Raw genomic sequence first — 16,914 nt, 5'->3', positions numbered from 1 at the left:
TGCCCCGACCTCTTCGGGCGTCATGACACGATAAGGCTAGTCCGTCTTCAGCGCGGGAACGCCCGATCTCCCGTTTATCCCGACCTCCCGGCGACCTCGGTCCTCGGCGTGTTTACATGAAGGCAGGCCGTGCATAATATATTCACCACATAAAAGCGCGTGATGCGTTCGGATGGTTCGGCGTCGGGCTTGTGGATACCCGAATCCGCCTATCAAGGGTATCGCGCTTCCCGGAGGGAGGAAGACTTGGAGCGCCCAAGCGGGGACCGGTCGCGGGACCCCCGCACCGGCAGGAATAAAGAACGGGAAGGGGACATGCATTCCCCGCAACCCGCGCCCGACGGCGGGCTCTTCCGCGTGCTGGTGGAAAACGCCCAGGACCTCATCTGCGTGCTGCGGGAGGACGGCACCATCACTTTCTGCAGCGGCTCCGTGCGGGAACTCCTCGGCTACCCTCCAGAGGAGCTTGCGGGACGCTCCATCTTCTCCTTCGTCCACCCCGACGACCTCGAGGGGTCCCGGGAAGCCCTGGGGGCGGCCGCCGCGAGGCCGGGGGTGACGGGGCGCGCGCTGGTGCGGCTGCGCCATCATGACGGCTCGTGGCGCGTACACGAGGTGAGCTCCCGCAACCTCTTATGCGACCCCGGGGTGCGCGGGCTGGTGGTTAACTCGCGCGACGTCACCGACCGCTGGGAGGCCGAGCGCATCATCTCCCTCCAGCGCGACTTGAGCGTACGCCTGGGGAGGACGGAGGACCCGGAGGAAGCCCTGCGCCTCTCTCTGGAAGCGGTCATCGAGGCCTCGGGAATGGACAGCGGCGGCATCTATGTACTGGACGAGGTCACGGGGGGCTTCAAGCTCATCCATCACCTCGGATTGTCCGGCGATTTCGTGGAGCTCATCCGCGAATACGACGCGAGCTCTCCGCGCGCCGCCCTGGTGAAGGCGGGCGAGGCGCTCTACGTGAACTACGGTGAGCTGCCGGTGCCCAAGGAGGACGCCCAACTCGCGGAGGGCATCAGAGCCATCGCCGTGGTCCCCATCATGCACGAGGGAGAGGCGGTGGGCTGCGTCAACCTGGCCTCCCACGAGAAGGACGAGATCCCGCCGCGGTCCCGGCGCGCCCTGGAGGCCATGCTGGGCCATATCGGCGAGGCCCTGGTGCGCATACGCCTGCGCAGGGCGGTGAGCGATTCCGAGAGACACCACCGCGCCCTGGTCGAGAGGTCCCACGACATAACCCTCATCCTCGACGGCGAGGGGCGCCCGCGCTACCACAGCCCCTCCCTGACACGCGCCCTCGGCCTCCCGGAGCGTTCCCTGGAGGGCTCCTCCCTCTTCGACCTCGTCCACCCCGATGACCTCGCGTCGCTGCGGGAAGGTCTCACCGCCTGCGCTGAGGAGGGGGAGGCGGTGAGGCTGGAGATGCGCGCTAGGGTGAGCGACGGCGCGTGGCGCCGCCTCGAGTGCATCTGCGCCGACCTCCGGGAGGACCCCGCGATCCGTGGCCTGCTGGTGAACGCCCGCGACATCACCGAGCAGGCGGAGGTGGAGCGGGCCTTGGCCGAGAGCCGCCGGGCCTTCGAGACCCTGCTGAGCAACCTTCCGGGGATGGCCTACCGCTGCCTGGACGACCCCTCATGGACCATGCTCTTCGTGAGCGAGGGCAGCACGGAGCTCACCGGTTACCGCCCCGAGGACCTGACGGGAGACCGCACCGTCTCCTACGCCGACCTCATCCATCCCCAAGACCGCGACATGGTCTGGGATGCCGTCCAGGAGGCGCTCGCATCCGGCGAGCCCTTCCGGCTCACCTACCGCATACGCACCGCCGCGGGAGAGGAGAAATGGGTCTGGGAGCAGGGCCGCAGGGTGGGAGAGGATGAGGGCGGCACCGCCGTCCTCGAGGGCTTCATCACCGACATCACGGAGAGGGTGCGCGCGGAGGAGGACCTGGGGGCAAGGGAGGAGGCCTTCCGCCTGCTGGCGGAGAACGCCCGGGACCTCATCTACCGCATCAGGCTGAGGCCGGAGCGGCGTTTCGAGTACGTCAGCCCCTCCTCAACCGCCATAACCGGCTACACCCCTGAGGACCATTACCGGGACCCTAACCTGGGCTTCAAGCTGGTACATCCCGACGACCGCCGCCTCCTGGAGGAGATGGCCTCCGGAGCGCTGGAGTCTGGAAGGCCCCTCGAGGTGCGGTGGGTACGCAGGGACGGCTCCGTCATCTGGACGGAGCAGGTGAACACCCCCGTATTCGACCATGCGGGAGAGCTGGTGGCCATAGAGGGCATCGCCCGCGACATCACCGACCGCCGCCGCGCCGAGAACGGCCTGCGCGAGAGCGAGGAACGCTACCGCGCCACCTTCGAGTCCACGGGGACGGCCATGGGGATCATCGAGGCGGACGGCACCATCTCCCTCACCAACCGCGAGTTCTCCAGGATGGTGGGCATGGAAAAGGAGAGGATCGAGGGACGCATGCGCTACTGGGATTTCGTCCACCCGGAGGATGTCGCGAGGGTCAGGTCCATAGCGCGAAAGATGATGCGTGGCGCAGCAGCCGCACCCCTGCAGTACGAGTGCCGCCTTCTGGACCGCGAGGGGAACACGAGAACGGTGCTGGTGAGCGTGAACCGGCTATCCCCCTCGGGAAAGAGCGTAGCTTCGCTCATCGATATCACCGAGAAGAAGGAATATGAGAGGAGGCTGGAGGAGTACGCGGGGCGCATGCGCGACTTCATGGACATAGCGGCCCACGAGCTGCGCCATCCCGCGACCCTCCTCAAGGGCTATGCCGCCACCATCCTGGCCCGGCGCGGAAACCTCTCCCCCGAGGCCATGGATGCCGCCCTGCGGGGCATCGAGGTGGGGGCGGACCGCCTGGTCTACGTGGTGGAGGAGCTCCTCGACGCCACCCGCATCCAGCGCGGTGCCTTCTCACTGGAGCTCGAGCCCACGGACGTGGTGGGCGTCGCCGCCGAGGCGCTCAGGGAGATGGCCTTGAGATACCCCGAGAGGACCTTCGCGCAAGACCTCCCGCGGGAAGGCGTGGTGACGGATGCCGACCCCAACCGTCTCCTGCGCCTATTCGTCATCCTGCTGGACAACGCGGTGAAGCATTCGCCCGCCTTTCAGCCCGTCGAGCTTCAGGGACGCGCGGAAGGCGGCGAGATCGTCTTCTCCGTTCTCGACCGCGGATCCGGCGTTCCCGAGGGGGAAGGCGACAAGGTCTTCCTGCGCTTTTACCGGGTAGGAGGAGCCCTGCGTCACGGCGGTCCCGGCCTGGGCCTCGGCCTCTACATAGGCAGGCGCATCGTGGAGGAGCACGGAGGGCGCATCTGGCACCAGCCGCGCGAGGGCGGTGGCTCGGTCTTCTCCTTCACCCTGCCCCTGGGAAAGTGAGGGCGACCCTTTCGGATACGCGAGAAGGGGACCGGTCCCGTCCCATATCCACTCCTCTCCGGACGCCCGTAGGACCGGCCGTTAGCCGTAGCTCCCTCAGCCGACCTCCTGCCGGGAGGGCACGGAATGGTGTCCGTTCATCCGCTCGTCCCATGCGGCTCACGCGCCATCCCGCACACCGCAGGGGCTCTTGCCTGACGAGCCAACGCGCCTCGCTCCCGTCACCGGTCGCGTCTGCACAGGATGAACCGGCACGATCCCCGGCGGGATCCCCCTTTCCCCGTCATGCTCCGGTGCCGGGTCCCAGCCGGGATCATGGCCGGCTCCCGGCCACACCCTCCAGGAAAGAGCGCAGCCTCCGCGCCGTCTTCTCGGGGTGGAATTCCTCAAGCCTCCGCCTCCCCCTCTCCGCAAGCTCCTCCCGCAGCTCGCGGTTGAAGGCCAGCTCCTCCACCGCCTCCGCCAGCAGGGGCGGGTCGAGTTCGCGGAAGGTCATCCCCGCTCCCCCCAGGGTGAAGGGGATGGCCGCGGCGTGCCGGGCCAGCACGGGCACCCGGAAGAACATGCTCTCCAGCAGGGGCACGCAGAAGCCCTCGTGCAGGCTGCAGGTCACAAACACCCTCGCGGCGCGGTAATAGGCCCGCAGGTCCTCGTCGCTCACCCCCCAGGACCATCCCGGTATGGAGACGCATCCCTGCAGGCCGTGCCGCCGCACCCGCCTGGCCAGCTCCGCGTTGTAGGTCACGGACCAGGACGTGCCCACCAGGAGCAGCCGCGAGTGGGCGTTCACGCCGCGGTGGTAGGCGGCGAACACGTCGATGAGGTCCTCCACCCGCTTGTTGGGCACCAGGCGCCCCACGAAGAGCACGTTTACCCGCCCGTCGTCGAGCTCGCGCAGCAGCGGGCGGTTGTATTCTCCCCCCAGGGCCTCCAGGTCCACGAAGATGGGGAGCACCCCCGTCCTCTCCTCCGGGAAGCCCGCCGCCGCCAGCTCCCGGCGGTTGTACTCCGAATCCCCCAGGGCGAGGTCACAGTCCCGCAGCGCGGGGAGCAGCTCCCGCCCCCTGCGGCACACCTCGGCGAGGTGGGGGTCGTAGGGCTCCAGGAACTCCGGAGGGGTGATGTTGTGGTAGACGAGGACTTTGCGGTTGCGGCTCTCCAGGTAGAGGCGGTGGTTCTCGTCGTAGACCGAGAGATGATAGAGGAGGAGGTCGTCCTTCCGCCTCAAGTATTCCCCGCGGTAGGCCTTCAGCCCCTCGTCAAGCGGCGCCATGCGCTCGTCGTGGGCGGTGGTGTAGACATGGCTCTCCCAGCCCCATGATTTCACCGTCTCGTGGATGCGCAGCACCTGGCCGGTGACGGCGTCCCCGAACTGCAGGCGCGCGCATATCTGGTGTACCCTCACCCCCGCTCCACCTCCTCTGCCCTTTCCTCCTCCCCCTCCCGGGCTTCCTCCCCGCCCCGCGGGAGGCCCCCGGCCAGTCTTTCCATTATCTTCCTTATGGCGGCGGTGAAGGCTTCCTCCCCGAACTCCTCCAGCCTCGCCTCCTGGGCCGCCAGCACCCGGCCCCGCATCACCTCGTCCCTTCCCAGGCGGTCCAGGAGCTCGGCCAGCAGGGGGTAGTCCTTGTCGTGCACCAGGATGCCCGCCCCGCCCATGGTCTCCGGCACCGCTCCCGCGGCGTAGGCCAGCACCGGAAGCCGGAAGTGGAAGGCCTCCAGCAGGGGCACGCAGAAGCCCTCGTGCTCGCTCATGGAGACATAGTAATGGGAGCGGCGGTAGCAGGCCTTGAGGGCCCCGTCGCTCACCTTGCCCAGGAAGAACACGCGGTCGGCGATGCCCATGCGCCGCGCCAGGGAGAGGAGGGCGGAATAATAGGTGTTCACGGGCAGGGGACCCGCGAAGACCAGCCGGGAACGGGCTTTCACCCCGCGATGGTAACAGCAGAAGAGCCTTATCACGTCCTCGCACCTCTTGTTGGGCACCACCCTCCCCACGTGCAGGAGGTTTGTCTTGCCGTCGCCGAGCCAGCGCGCCAGGCGCGGGTCCTCCTCCGCCTCCTCCAGCTTCTCCACCGGTGGGTGCACGGGCAGCACCCCCGTCCTCTCCTCCTGGAACCCCGCCGCCACCAGCTCCCGGCGGTTGAAGTCGGACACCCCAAGGGCCAGGTCGCACCGGGTGAGCTGCGCCAGCACCTTCCTGCCCAGGGCGCAGAGGTGCACCGCCTCGGGCAGGAAAGCCTCGTAGAACTCCGGGGGGGTGATGTTGTGGTAGATGAGCGCCTTGCGGTTGCGGCTCTCCAGGAACATGCGGTAATTGTCGCAGTAGAGGCCGTAGTGATAGAGGAGCAGGTCCTCCTCCTCTTCCATGAACTCCCGGTAGGCGGCGTCGAAGGAGGCGTGGCGGCGCCCGTAGTCGTCCATGTCGTAGGCGTAGATACGCGCCTCGTATCCCAGTCTCTCCAGGGCCCGGTGGATGGTCATGGCGATGTTGCCGATGGCGTCGCCAGCGTCCAGGCGCGGTACCACCTGGTGGACCCTCAAGCCTCCTTCTCCCCCCTCAGGAAAACCTGGTCTCCCGCCCTCCATTCGCGGCAGGAAAAGCCCCTTTTCTCCAGAGCCGCCTGCAGGAAGCGGCGCGGCCAGAAACGCACCAGGCCGTCATCCCCCGACATCGCCCGGTTACGGCCTCGGTTGAGAGCGAGGAGCACCACTCCCTTTTCCTCCAGTCGCGAACCCGCCCAGCCCGCCACCAAGGAGAGCTCGCCTCCGCTCAGGCACTCCGGAAAGGCCACCACCACCATCCCCACCTCCTCGTCTCCCAGGTGCTCGAGGACCTCCAGGGGACGGTGGTGGAACCATGCCGGGAGGAAGCGCGACTGGGCCTCCGCCACCGCCAGGTCGTCGGTGTCCAGGGCCATGAGCAGGCGCCCGGCCTCGCGCGCGGCCTCCAGGAAACCCAGGCCCGGTATGCCCACCACCAGCACCCTGCCGCTTTCCGCCTCCAGGACCTCCCGCCACACCTCCTCTCCCCACTCCGGACGGCGCGAGATCCAGGTCTCCCGGCGCTCCGCCGCCTCCCCCATCTCCAGGCCGCTCCCGGCGCCGCAGAGCTGGCGGTAGGAGATGTCCACAGCCTTGGTGAAGAAGGTGTTGAACTTCTCCTGCTGCTGCACGTAGCCCTCGTTCACGGTGCGGATGAAGCGCGTCTGCAGCCGGCGCGCGAAGGAGGCCGCTCTTCCTCTGCCCCGCTCGCCGGCGCCGAGGTCGGCCGGCGGCTCCAGCCTGGCGCCCCGGTCCTCCAGCGCCCGCTGCAGGTCGAAGACCACCTGGATCATGGAAAAGGCGTGCTCCTCGATCTCCTCCACGATGTCCCTCTCCAGCATGGCCAGCAGGCGCCGGTCGTAAAGGCCCGCCCGGCGCCTCGCCTCCGCGCGCGCCCGCAGCCCGTGCTCGTCCAGCTCCTTGCCGTTGACCTCTATCATCTTCCCCTCCTCGCGGGGTCAGGCCCTCGCCCTCGCCGCATCGACCACGGCTTTTCCCGTATGCCGCATTATGCCGTTACGCCGGTGCGCGGACCTCCAACCTCTCCAGGGCCTCGCGCAGCGACCGCGCGAAGCGGTCCTCCCCGAACTCCTCCAGCCTCGCCTCCTGGGCCGCCAGCACCCGGCCCCGCATCACCTCGTCCCTTCCCAGGCGGTCCAGGAGCTCGGCCAGCAGGGGGTAGTCCTTGTCGTGCACCAGGATGCCCGCCCCGCCCATGGTCTCCGGCACCGCTCCCGCGGCGTAGGCCAGCACCGGAAGCCGGAAGTGGAAGGCCTCCAGCAGGGGCACGCAGAAGCCCTCGTGCTCGCTCATGGAGACATAGTAATGGGAGCGGCGGTAGCAGGCCTTGAGGGCCCCGTCGCTCACCTTGCCCAGGAAGAACACGCGGTCGGCGATGCCCATGCGCCGCGCCAGGGAGAGGAGGGCGGAGTGGTAGGTGCTGAGGATGGACCCCGCCACCACCAGGCGGGAATGTGCGTTCACCCCCCGGTGATAGCAATAGAAGAGCTTGACGATGTCCTCCACGCGCTTGTTGGGCACCACCCTCCCCACGAAGAGGAGGTTGGTCCTGCCGTCGGACAGTGAGCGTCCCAGCCCGGCGTCCTCCTCCACCCCGTCCAGTTTGTGCAGGGGAGGGTTTATGGGCAGCACCCCCGTCCTCTCCTCCGGGAACCCCACCGCCACCAGCTCCCGCCGGTTGAAATCCGAATCCCCCAGGGCGAGTTCGCATACCGCCAGGCGGGGCAGCAGCTCCCTTCCCAGCCGGCAGAGGTTCGCCGCCTCGGGATAGAAGCGCTCGAAGAACTCCGGGGGGGTGATGTTGTGGTAGATGAGCACCTTCCGGGACTCGCTCTCCAGGTAATAGCGGTAGTTTCCGCAGTAGATGGAGTAGTGGTAGATGAGGAGGTCGTCCTTCTCGCGCATGAACTCCTGGTAGGCGTGGTCGTAGGAGGCATGGCGCTTGCCGAACTCGTCCATACCGTTGGCGTAGATGCGCGATTCGAACCCCCATGCCGTCACCAGCCTGTGGATGGCCAGCGCCTCGTCGGAGACGGCGTCCCCCGCGTCCAGGCGCGGCACTATCTGGTGCACCCTCACCGTTCCCCTCCTCGCTCCGGGACCGCGCGCCGCGCCCTCAACCCCTCGCCTCCCCTTCCTCCAGGACGGTCTCGAAGTTGCGCACCACCTCGTCCCAGGAATAGTTGGCGAGCACGTAGTCCCGCCCCCTCTCCCCCATCCTCGCCCGTGCCGCCGGGTGGTCGAGGAGGAACTCCAACGCCTCGTGGAAGGTGGGGTAGTCGGTGAACCACAGCCCTCCCCCGCTGCTCTCCACGTGGTGACGGGTGACCGCGCAGTCCCCGTGCACCAGGCAGGGAAGTCCGGCCAGCCAGGCCTCCAGGATCATGATGGAAAAACTTTCCTTGGTGGAGGGATGGCAGATGAGGGTGGCGGCGGCGTAGGCGTCCCGCAGGTCCCGCTGGTCCACGAACCCCACGTCGATGACCCGGTTGCGGAAGGAGAAGGGGATCTCCACCTGCCCCGCTCCCGTGAGCGCCAGGCTCACCTCCCGGCCCGTGTTCTCCAGGAAGTTGCAGAAATAGCGCAGCAGCAGGGGGGTGTTCTTGGCGATCTCCCTCCTTCCGGTGTAGAGGATGAAGTCGCCCTCGATGGAGTACTTGTAGCGGAAGCGCTCCCCGTCCGCGCCATAGGGGCTGAACCCCATCCCCACCACCCGGCCCGGCAGGTCCTCGCCGAAGATGCGGCGCGCCAGCTCCATCTCCGGCACGCTGTTGAACATCAGCCCCCGCGCGGAGCGCATGAGCTTGCGGTAGATGTACTGGTAGGCATAGGGCTCGTCGTGCAGGCAGGGGATGATGTAGGACTTCTCCGGCACCTCCAGTACCCCCAGGTAGGTGGTGCCGAAGAGGTAGGGGGCGAAGACGAAGGCGCGGTACTCGTCGCGGTGCTCCCCCAGCCAGCGGCACATGGCCTCGCTGGTGACCACGCTGCGTATCCAGAACTCCTGCCGGCGCCGCGAGACCCTCTTCCCCTGCAGCATGCGCGTCTCGGTGCGGAACACCTTGCGCGTGTACTTGCGGCTCTCGGTGGGGAAGCGGCGCACGGTGATGCCATGCACCGTCTCCGTCCCCGGCGGGAAGTGGTTGGTCCAGCTGTAGGGGTCCAGGGCGCAGGTGGTGATGACCTCCACCGGCCACCCCCTGGAATCCAGCTCCTCCACCAGGGCGCGGGTGAGGGCCTCCGCGCCCCCCACCACCCGGGGACCGTAGCGCACGGGGACGAAGGCCACCTTCTCCGCGCCCAAGGCCCTACCTCCTCGCCTCCAGGAGATAGCGCCGCGGGCCGAAGAGCATCTCCGCCATGGCCTCGCCCTCCGGGAAGGCTCCGCCAAGCCTTTTGCCCCATTCCGCCATCTCCTGCCGCGTGTACTCGCCCGCCTCCGCCACCTCCACCTCGCGGAATCCGGCGTGGAGGAAGAGGCCCCGCATGGTCTCCGGGTGCACCAGCCGCAGCAGGGTGGGGTCCCGGAAGGCCTCCTCCACCCCCAGCACGGAGCGGGGATGGTGGTTGAGCACCACCACCCTGCCCTCCCTCTCCACGCGGTCGGCGAGGGCGTTGACCATCCATACCAGCTCGCGCGCGTCGTCTCTTTCCCCCAGCTCCCGCAGGAAAACCGCCCGCAGCGACTCCGGAGGCCGGGAGTCGAGGAAGTCCGCGGGGCGGGCGGAGATCACCCTGAGGTCCTGCTCCTGCGACAGCCAGACCAGCCGCTCGTCTTCCTCCACCCCCACCGCCTCCCGGCCCTCGGAGCGGGCCGCGGCCAAAAAGCTCCCCGTGCCGCTCGCGAGGTGCACCACGGGCTCTCCCTCGGGAAAACGTCGCGCCGCCTCCCGCAGCAGATCCTCGTCGTCCTCCGCGAAACCCAGCTCTACCCAGGCGGTGTAGCGGTCCAAGCCCCCGTGGTAGGAGCGCTCGCGCTCGCGCTTGATCATCTCCAGGAAGACCTCCATGGAGCGCAGACACTGGGCGTTGAACTCGCGCTGCTTGGCGAAGAGGGCGTCCATGTAGGGGGTCATGAAACGGCGCATGGCCTTCTTGGCTAGCGCGATGAGCGGGCCCACCACGGAACGGCGCGACCCTATGGGATAATGGCTGGTGACCTCGGCGTACTGCCTCGCCAGCTGCACCAGGAAGATGAGCTCGTGCAGGGGGTCGAGGCTGATCTCGTCCTCCCCTCCCCCCGTGCGCATGTCCTCCAACTCCAGCAGGGGCAGGTCACGGTACACGCCGTCGGCACGGCGCCTCTCCACCCGCTCCTCGATGGCGCGCATGATCTCCCCGACATCGACCGTCTCCAGGTCCAGGGAGAGATTATCCGCCGCTCTCCGCGCCGTCCCTCCGGTCATATCCTCTTTCTCGCTCATCCCGCCGCTCCATCTCTCGCGGCCGCGCCGCCGCGGCCTTCCTTCCGCCCCTTCAAGGCCGGGACCGCGTTAAGCCGCCGCGGTCCTCGCCGCCCTCCTTGCGCGCCGGGCGTTGGCCCGACCACGGTTTTTCAAAGATTTTTTCGCCCGAGGCTCCCGCTATCCCTGCCGCACCCCGCGCCCGTGAAGGCCTTCGCGGGCGGCTGCCGTGTCACCGGCCCGCGCCGCGCCTCACCCTCCCGGCACCGACGAGTGACCCGGGTACGCGGGGACCGTGGCTACGAGAGCTCCTCTTCGACCATGTCGATCTCGCACTCCATGGCCAGGTAGCCCTCCTCCATGCCGGGCGAGTGCACGTCGAAGTAGAAGAGCTTGTCCAGCCAGTGGTAGTTCACCAGGCCGTCGCGGGTATGAGCCGCCACGGAGACGTAATATCTCCCGTCCAGCATGTATAGGGAGGCGATGGAGAAGTCCATCCTCCCCTTACCCGCCACCCTGGGGATGGTCATGCCGCGCAGGCGCGTGTTGGTGCCGTAGACCATGAAGCCCATCTGGTCGTAAAAACCGAAGCCGAAGACGGGGTCTTCCACGGGGCGCAGCGCGCGGTAATGGAGGCGCAGGGTGAGGGGCTCGCCGGTCTCGAACTCCACCGCTTCCGTGCCGTGGCGGTCCAGGATCTCCACCTTCTCGATGACGATGTCCCGGGTGCCGAACTCGCTCCCCTCCGGGCGCATGCGCATGGCCTCGTGGTAGCGCTCGGTCACCTCGCGGGGATCTCCGAGCATCCTCTCTCTCCCCTGCTCCAGCCAGAGCACGCGGTCGCAGATGGAGGCGGCGATGTTCGCCTCGTGGGTCACCAGCACGATGGTCTTGCCCTCCTGCTGCATGCGCGCTATGCGGTTGAGGCACTTGGTCTGGAAGGACTCGTCCCCCACCGCCAGCACCTCGTCGATGAGCAGGATATCGGGGTTGAGGTTGATGGCGATGGAGAAGCCAAGGCGCACGTACATCCCCGAGGAGTAGTTCTTGACCTGGTTGTCGATGAACGGCCCCAGTTCGGAAAAGGCGATGATGCCGTCGATGAGCCCCTCCAGGTCCCGCCTCCTGAACCCCAGAATGGAGGCGTTGAGGTAGATGTTCTCCCGCCCCGTGAGGTCGGGATGGAAGCCCGCCCCCAGCTCCAGCAGGGCGGCGATGGTCCCGTAGGTCTGGATGCGCCCCTGGTTGGGCTTCATTATGCGGGTCATGAGGCGCAGGAGGGTGGACTTCCCGGACCCGTTGGGGCCGATGATCCCCAGGGTCTCCCCTTTATAGACCGTGAGGTCCACGTTACGGAGCGCCCAGAAGAGGTCGTAGCCGCGCTTGCGCCAGTTGATGATCCTTTCCTTGAGGGTGTAGTTTACGTCATGGTAGAGGCGGAAGCTCTTGCTCACCCCCTCCACCCTTATGGCGGGGACCTCCGAGGTGGCCCGCGTCCCTATCTCCCTAGCCGCCATCAGATGAACTCCGCGAATCTTCCCTCGAGCCGGCAGAAGGCGTAGTACCCGAGGACCAGCAGGAGCACGGACACCCCCACCGTCCCCAGTATGCCCTCGACGGAGAGCCCGTACGCCGAGGGCCCGTTCACCGGCGAATTATAGACGATGCGCTGCCAGAGCATCACCATGTGGGCCATGGGATTGAGCAGGTACAGCCGCACCGCCCAGGCCGGCAGGTTGTCGCGGATATAGGAGACGGGATAGACCACCGGGGTCATCCAGAACCACGCCGTGAGCAGGATCTCGGTGAAATGCTGCACGTCGCGGAAGAAGACGTTCAGCGCCGAGAGCAGCAGCGACAGCCCGGCGATGAAGGTCATCTGCAGCATCACCAGCAGGGGAAAGGCCAGGATCCAGGGCGTCAGCGGCACCCGGAAGGTGAGCAGGAAGACGATGAGCATGAGCTCCTGGAGCAGGAAATGGAAGGAGGCCGACCCCAGGTAGGAAAGGGGCAGCACCTCCCGGGGGAAGTAGACCTTCTTCACCAGGTCGCCGTTCATGACCACCGAGCCCACCCCCTGCATGAGGGCGATGGACAGGTAGTTCCAGGGCAGGATCCCCGCCATGAGGAAAAAGGCGTAGTAGCGCATGTTCATGGCCCGGAGTTTGAAGATGATCCCGAAGGCCACGTAGAAGACCACCAGCATCATCAGCGGCGTGACCAGCGACCACACGAAACCGAGGAACGAGTTCTTGTACTTGACCTTCACCTCCTTGCGGGTGAGGTTGAACAGCAGCTCGCGGTACTCGAAGAGGCGCCTCAGGTACTCTTTCATAACTAAAGAAGTTAATCCACCGCCCCCTTAAAAAGCAAATGAGGCCATGGTCGCTTCAGGGTCTTTTCCATCCCCCGCGGACGTCACATCCCTCCGAGCTCCGCCTCGGGACCGCGGGCGGCGAGGGTGACCCCTCGGATCCGCCGCTCAGCCGCCGGTGTACCCCTCGGCGAAATACCAGGTGGTGGAGGGCTGCGTCACCCCCATGGCCGCGTGGCCGCCCCGCCGCCCGAAGTAGTCGAAATACATGGCCCGCTCCACCACTATCCCCCGGCCCTGCGTCTCCTCCACCACCGCGGAGACCTCTTCCGAGGGGAAGAGCTCGTCCACGTGGAGGGTGAAGCGGCTCCCGGGAGGCAGGTCGAAAAGGACCGCTTGTGCGGAACCGGCCGGGGTCATGAAGGCGAAGCTCACCCGCGCCGTCTCGACGCCCGGGTTCCCCACCAGGATGTACTGGTCGAAGTCGCCGCCGGTGTAGCCCTCGGCGAGGTACCAGATACTGGAAGCCTGCGGCGTGCCCGGGGCGCATGAGCCCCCCTGCTTCCCGTAGTAGTCGAAGTACATGGCGCGCTCCGCCACCACCGGCCTGTCGCTCTCCACCCGCACCGCAACCTCGGCGTCGGGAAGGTGGTCGTCCACGTGCAGGGTGTAGCGGGAGCGCGGCTTCACCTCCGCCTCCACCGTTCTCCCGCCCCCTCCCGGGACATAGAGGTCAAACCTCACCCTCGCCGTATCTTCGCCGGGGTTTCCCACCAGCACCCAGGTATCGAAGGACCCGCCGGTGTACCCCTCGGCGAAGAGCCATTCCCGCGACAGCTGCGGGGCCCCCAGGGCGACGTGACCACCCCTCCTACCCTCGCTCTCGAAATACATCGCCCTCTCCGCCACCACGGGGACGTCCGAACTCACCGCGGCGGAGAGGGAACAGGAGGAGAAGCCCTCCACCCCGTCCACGTAAAGGGTCGCGCGGGCGCCGGCGCCCACCTCCATCTCCACCCTTCCGTTACGGCCGTCCTCGCGCAGCAGGTCCACCACCAGATGGGCGCTCTCCTCCCCGGGGTTATACGCCAGGACCCAGGTATCGAAACCCCCGGCGGTGTATCCCTCCGCCAGATACCATTCCGTCGCCGGAGACACGGCCCCGTGTTCGCAAGACCCTCCGTCGTAGATTCCCCGGTAATCGAAGTACATGGCGCGCTCCGCCACCACCGGCCTGTCGCTCTGCACCGTCGCCGACACCTCCTCGCCGTAGAAATAGTCGTCCACATGCAGGGTGCGCCGGGAGCGCGCCGGGACCTCCACCGCGGCCTCCTTCGATTCTCCCGCGGGGGTGCGCATGGCCACCGAGACCGGCGCCGCAACCTCGCCGGGGTTGGCCAGAAGGATGTACTCGTCGAAGTTGTCCCGCTGGCGGTTGACCATGGCGGAGCGCAGGCTGAAATAGGAACGCAGCTGCTCCCCGGTGACGCGCGCCGTGCCGGCGGAGCCGGTGAAAACCGCGTAACGCACCCGCCCGCTGGGGGTGCGGTCGGAGAGGTCCATGGAGTAGAGCGTGCCCACGTAGGTGCTGGAGCGCGAGTTGAGGCGGCTTTCCATCTCCCGCCTGGTATAGTTCACCGTCCAGCGCGCGAAGGGGTTGTTCCCCGGGTCCTCGCACCAGGGACAGGGAACCCCGCGCAGGTAGGGCACGGGGGACCCTCTCCACACGTCCTCGTTGTTGTCGGTGTGCCCCCCGCAGGAGGCGGAATAGAAACACTGGGCGACCTGGCCTCCGTAGGCGAGGACCTGCCCCGCGGTGTCCTCCACCGCCTGCACCCAGCCCGCGTCCTTCTCCTGATCCGAGCCCTTGTAATACTGGCAGTGCGTCTCGTCGCAGATATCGAAGTTGGAGGAGGCGTGCTTGCCCATGCTGCGCACCGCATAGGAGCGCGCCGCCACCGCCTGCGCCTTCACCGCCTCCCGGGGCCAGCTCCCCGGGACCTCCGCTATACCCTTGAGGTAGGTCTCGAACCAGCTTATGAGGACGGCGCGCAGGGCATAGGGATGGGAGGCGCCGTAGAGGTTGAGCTCCAGGGGCGTGTAAGCCGACAGATGGCTCACGCCGCGGTTGCCGTTCTGGGGCAGGCGCAGCACGTCTCCGTCCCCGGAGCCCCGCACGTAAAGCGGCCTGTACATCCCGCCGTAACCCGAGTCGTTCACGCGGGTGCCGTCCGGGCGCAAGATGTAGAAGCGGCCCTGCTCGTCGGCGCCCACCGTCCAGGTTCCTCCCGGGGTCATGATGCCGCCCGGGACGTCCCCGTCCGAGGTAAAGAAGGTGAAGGATCCTGACTCGGCGGCCAGCTGGACGGCCGACTGCCCCTCCAGGAGCCCCACCCTTATGGAGGAAGGGCACTCCCATCTCTGCACCTGAGTTCCACGGTAATAATAGGTGAGGATGCCCCGGTAGTCGTAACCGGCCGCGGCCATTCCCCGCGCCCCGTACTGGCACATGCCCACCCCGTGCCCCCATCCCGAGCCCTCGAAGGTGTAGGTCTCCTGCAGGGCGGACGCCCCCGGTGCCGCGAAGGTGAAGGCGGCGGCAGCCAGCATGGAGGCGAAGACCGCCGCTATCGTCTTTCTCACAGGACTTCTCCTTTCATCGCGCCGCCTTCCCGGGGACCGGCGCGGCCTCACGCCTCCCCGGGCTCCTCCTTGGACGCCTCCCACAGGGAATCCAGTTCCTCCAGGTCCGCGTCCTCCACGCGCCTCCCCTGGGCCCGCAGCCTCTCCTCTACCTCCCGGAAGCGGCGCGAGAACTTGGCCGCCGACCTCCGCAGCGCCACCTCGGGGTCCACGCGGTAATGCCGGCACACGTTCACCAGGGTGAAGAGCATGTCCCCCAGCTCCCCCTCCAGGTCTCCCTCGCCGCGGCGCAGCACCTCCTGGACCTCCCGCAGCTCCTCCTCCAGCTTGGGCAACACCTCCTCGGCTCTGCCCCAGTCGAAGCCCACGCGCGCGGCGCGGCTCTGCAGCTTGAAGGCATAGATGAGGGCGGGCAGTCCCTCCGCCACCCCGTCCAGCACCGAGGGCTCCCCGCGCTCCTCCGCCTTGATGCGCTCCCAGCGCGCGATGACCTCCTCCGCGGTGTCCAGCTTCACCTCCCCGAAGACGTGGGGGTGGCGGCGCAGGAGCTTGGCGATGATCAGCCGCAGGGTGTCCCGGATGTCGAAGGCGTCCTCCTCCGCCCCCAGCTGGCAGTGCAGGGCCACCTGCAGGAGGAGGTCCCCCAACTCCTCGGCGAGGTGGTCCATGTCGCCCTCCCTGATGGCCTCCACCGCCTCGTGCGCCTCCTCCACCATGTGGCGCGCCAGGGAGGCGTGGGTCTGTCTGCGGTCCCAGGGGCACCCTCCCGGACCCCTCAGGCGCGCCACGACGTCAAGAAGGCGCTGGAAATCGAATATCTCCCCCTCCTCCAGGGGCGGGAGGTAGAGGGTGGTGAGGTGGTCGAAGCGCTCCGCCCTGTCCAGCTCCTCAAGGGCCGCCCGCACCAGCCTCGGCTCCTCCATGCCCGCCGCCCCCACCACCGTTACCGGATGCGAGGCGGGATAGACCTCCAGGAGCTCCAGCTTGACGTCTGAGGCCTTGAGGCGGCTGTCCACCTGGGCGATGAGGGTGGGGATGCGCGGGTCGAGGAGGCGGTGCCCCTCCGCTAGCAGGCGGTCGCCGTCCAGGAGCAGCAGGCCCTCCACGGCGTCCAGGCCTAGGGCCGCCAGCACCGGTTCGAGAAAGCTCACCGCGCCGTGGACCCGCACCTCCAGGTCCTCCTCGGCGAGGAGGAGCTGCACCGTTCTCTCGGCCATCAGGGCGAACCCGGGCACTGCGTAATACGCCTCTCCCCGCGCGCGCGCCGCCTCCGCCACCTCCCGGGCCACCGACCCGTAAACCTCTTCCATCTCCCGGCCCGACTCGTAGTGGCGGTCCAGGAAGCGCATGCGCACGCCGCGGGCCGCCAGCTCCTCCACGCAGGGATGGCGCGAGGTGCGTACCAGCACCTCCTCCGCGGCCTGCAGCATCTCCGCCGTCTCCAGGGTGACAAGGCCCAGTGGGCCCGGTCCCAGCCCCAGGACGTTGACCACCGCCTTACTCTCTCTCTCCATCCTTCTCCCGAGCTCGCGTTTCCGCCGGTTTTCACTATTCTAACAGCAGCCGTCCCTGCGCAAGGCG

Annotated in this window: 11 protein-coding genes; 1 reads left to right on the top strand and 10 read right to left on the bottom strand. The window is 67.7% G+C overall.

Annotated elements, in window-relative coordinates; genetic code table 11:
• The first annotated feature begins 246 nt into the window (after positions 1–246).
• A complete protein-coding gene (locus H5T74_00870; GenBank protein ID MBC7228931.1) occupies positions 247–3,408 on the top strand; it encodes a PAS domain S-box protein in 3,162 nt (1,053 codons plus the stop codon).
• Positions 3,409–3,721: 313 nt separating this feature from the next.
• Here the strand turns inward: H5T74_00870 and H5T74_00865 are convergent, their stop codons facing one another.
• From H5T74_00865 to mazG, 10 genes are all read right to left on the bottom strand, one after another.
• Positions 3,722–4,813, bottom strand: coding sequence for a glycosyltransferase (locus tag H5T74_00865; GenBank protein ID MBC7228930.1), 1,092 nt, complete (start codon positions 4,811–4,813; stop codon positions 3,722–3,724).
• Positions 4,810–5,952 (bottom strand): glycosyltransferase family 4 protein, encoded by a 1,143-nt coding sequence (locus tag H5T74_00860; protein MBC7228929.1) that lies wholly within the window; start codon positions 5,950–5,952, stop codon positions 4,810–4,812. Before H5T74_00860 ends, H5T74_00865 begins: the two co-directional genes overlap by 4 nt.
• Entirely contained in the window at positions 5,949–6,893 is a 945-nt protein-coding gene (locus tag H5T74_00855) for a hypothetical protein (GenBank protein ID MBC7228928.1), read from the bottom strand. The genes H5T74_00860 and H5T74_00855 overlap by 4 nt, the downstream gene beginning before the upstream one ends.
• Before the next feature lie 76 nt (positions 6,894–6,969).
• Complete coding sequence (locus H5T74_00850; protein ID MBC7228927.1) at positions 6,970–8,052, bottom strand: glycosyltransferase; 1,083 nt, start codon at positions 8,050–8,052, stop codon at positions 6,970–6,972.
• Between the two features lie 37 nt (positions 8,053–8,089).
• Positions 8,090–9,277 carry a glycosyltransferase family 4 protein gene (locus H5T74_00845; protein ID MBC7228926.1) on the bottom strand — a complete coding sequence of 396 codons (1,188 nt, stop codon included), beginning with the start codon at positions 9,275–9,277 and terminating at the stop codon, positions 8,090–8,092.
• A 4-nt stretch (positions 9,278–9,281) separates the two neighbouring features.
• Complete coding sequence (locus H5T74_00840; GenBank protein ID MBC7228925.1) at positions 9,282–10,397, bottom strand: hypothetical protein; 1,116 nt, start codon at positions 10,395–10,397, stop codon at positions 9,282–9,284.
• A 278-nt stretch (positions 10,398–10,675) separates the two neighbouring features.
• Complete coding sequence (locus tag H5T74_00835) at positions 10,676–11,893, bottom strand: ABC transporter ATP-binding protein (protein MBC7228924.1); 1,218 nt, start codon at positions 11,891–11,893, stop codon at positions 10,676–10,678.
• On the bottom strand, positions 11,893–12,711 hold the full coding sequence (locus tag H5T74_00830) for an ABC transporter permease (GenBank protein MBC7228923.1): 819 nt from the start codon (positions 12,709–12,711) through the stop codon (positions 11,893–11,895). The genes H5T74_00835 and H5T74_00830 overlap by 1 nt, the downstream gene beginning before the upstream one ends.
• A gap of 147 nt (positions 12,712–12,858) precedes the next feature.
• Complete coding sequence (locus H5T74_00825) at positions 12,859–15,333, bottom strand: SpoIID/LytB domain-containing protein (protein MBC7228922.1); 2,475 nt, start codon at positions 15,331–15,333, stop codon at positions 12,859–12,861.
• A gap of 47 nt (positions 15,334–15,380) precedes the next feature.
• Positions 15,381–16,847, bottom strand: coding sequence for a nucleoside triphosphate pyrophosphohydrolase (gene mazG / locus H5T74_00820; protein ID MBC7228921.1), 1,467 nt, complete (start codon positions 16,845–16,847; stop codon positions 15,381–15,383).
• Positions 16,848–16,914 lie beyond the last annotated feature (67 nt).

It is taken from the genome of Actinomycetota bacterium, from assembly GCA_014360645.1.
Classification (GTDB): Bacteria; Actinomycetota; Geothermincolia; order Geothermincolales; family RBG-13-55-18; genus Solincola_B.
This window is presented reverse-complemented; position numbering and strand designations above follow the sequence as displayed.